A 639-nucleotide genomic window follows, 5' to 3' on the forward strand; every position below is an offset into this window, starting at 1 on the left:
TCTCCGAGACGGTCGAGGCGCCGGAACGCGAGATCACCAGATGAGCGGCCGCCATGCGTGCCGCCATGTCGGTGAAGAAGGGCGAGACCTCGACGGCGACGCCAAGGGTGGCATAGACCGCCTTGACCCGCGCCACGTCATCGGCGCGCGCTTGTTGGGTAATGACCAGCCGTTTGCGCTGGGCGTCGGAAAGCAGCGCAATGGCTCCCGGCACGGCATCGGAAAAGAATTGGGCGCCCTGGCTGCCGCCAAAAACCAGCAGGCGGAACGGTTGATCCCCGGCAGATGCCGCATAGGCAGTCTTGGCCGCTTCCAGCACCGCAGGCCGGACCGGATTGCCTGTCGTCACCGTCTTGACCCCGGCTGCACTGCTGTCCTGCGGCAGGAAGCCGCCGGCGATCGCGTCGACACGGCCGGCCAGCGCCCGGTTGGCGCGCCCCATCACCGCGTTCTGCTCATGGATCAGGGTCGGTACCTTGCGCCGTGTCGCCGCGTAGAGCGGCGGCAAGGTTGGATAGCCGCCGAAGCCGACGACGGCATCCGGCTTGATCCTGGCGATGACGGCAGAAGCCTGGCGCACGCCGCGCCAGATTTTCCAGAAGGCACCAAGCAGGGCAAAAGGATTTTTCGAGCCCATCG

At 66.7% G+C, this 639-nt stretch carries 1 protein-coding gene; it reads right to left on the bottom strand.

Annotation, left to right across the window (positions count from 1 at the left end; genetic code table 11):
• On the bottom strand, nt 1-639 hold a 639-nt coding region (locus tag EN969_RS34135), incomplete at both ends, for a UDP-N-acetylglucosamine--N-acetylmuramyl-(pentapeptide) pyrophosphoryl-undecaprenol N-acetylglucosamine transferase (protein ID WP_164758805.1).

Origin of the sequence: Mesorhizobium sp. M7A.F.Ca.CA.003.01.2.1 (assembly GCF_003998945.1) — a bacterium.
Taxonomy (GTDB): domain Bacteria; phylum Pseudomonadota; class Alphaproteobacteria; order Rhizobiales; family Rhizobiaceae; genus Mesorhizobium; species Mesorhizobium ciceri.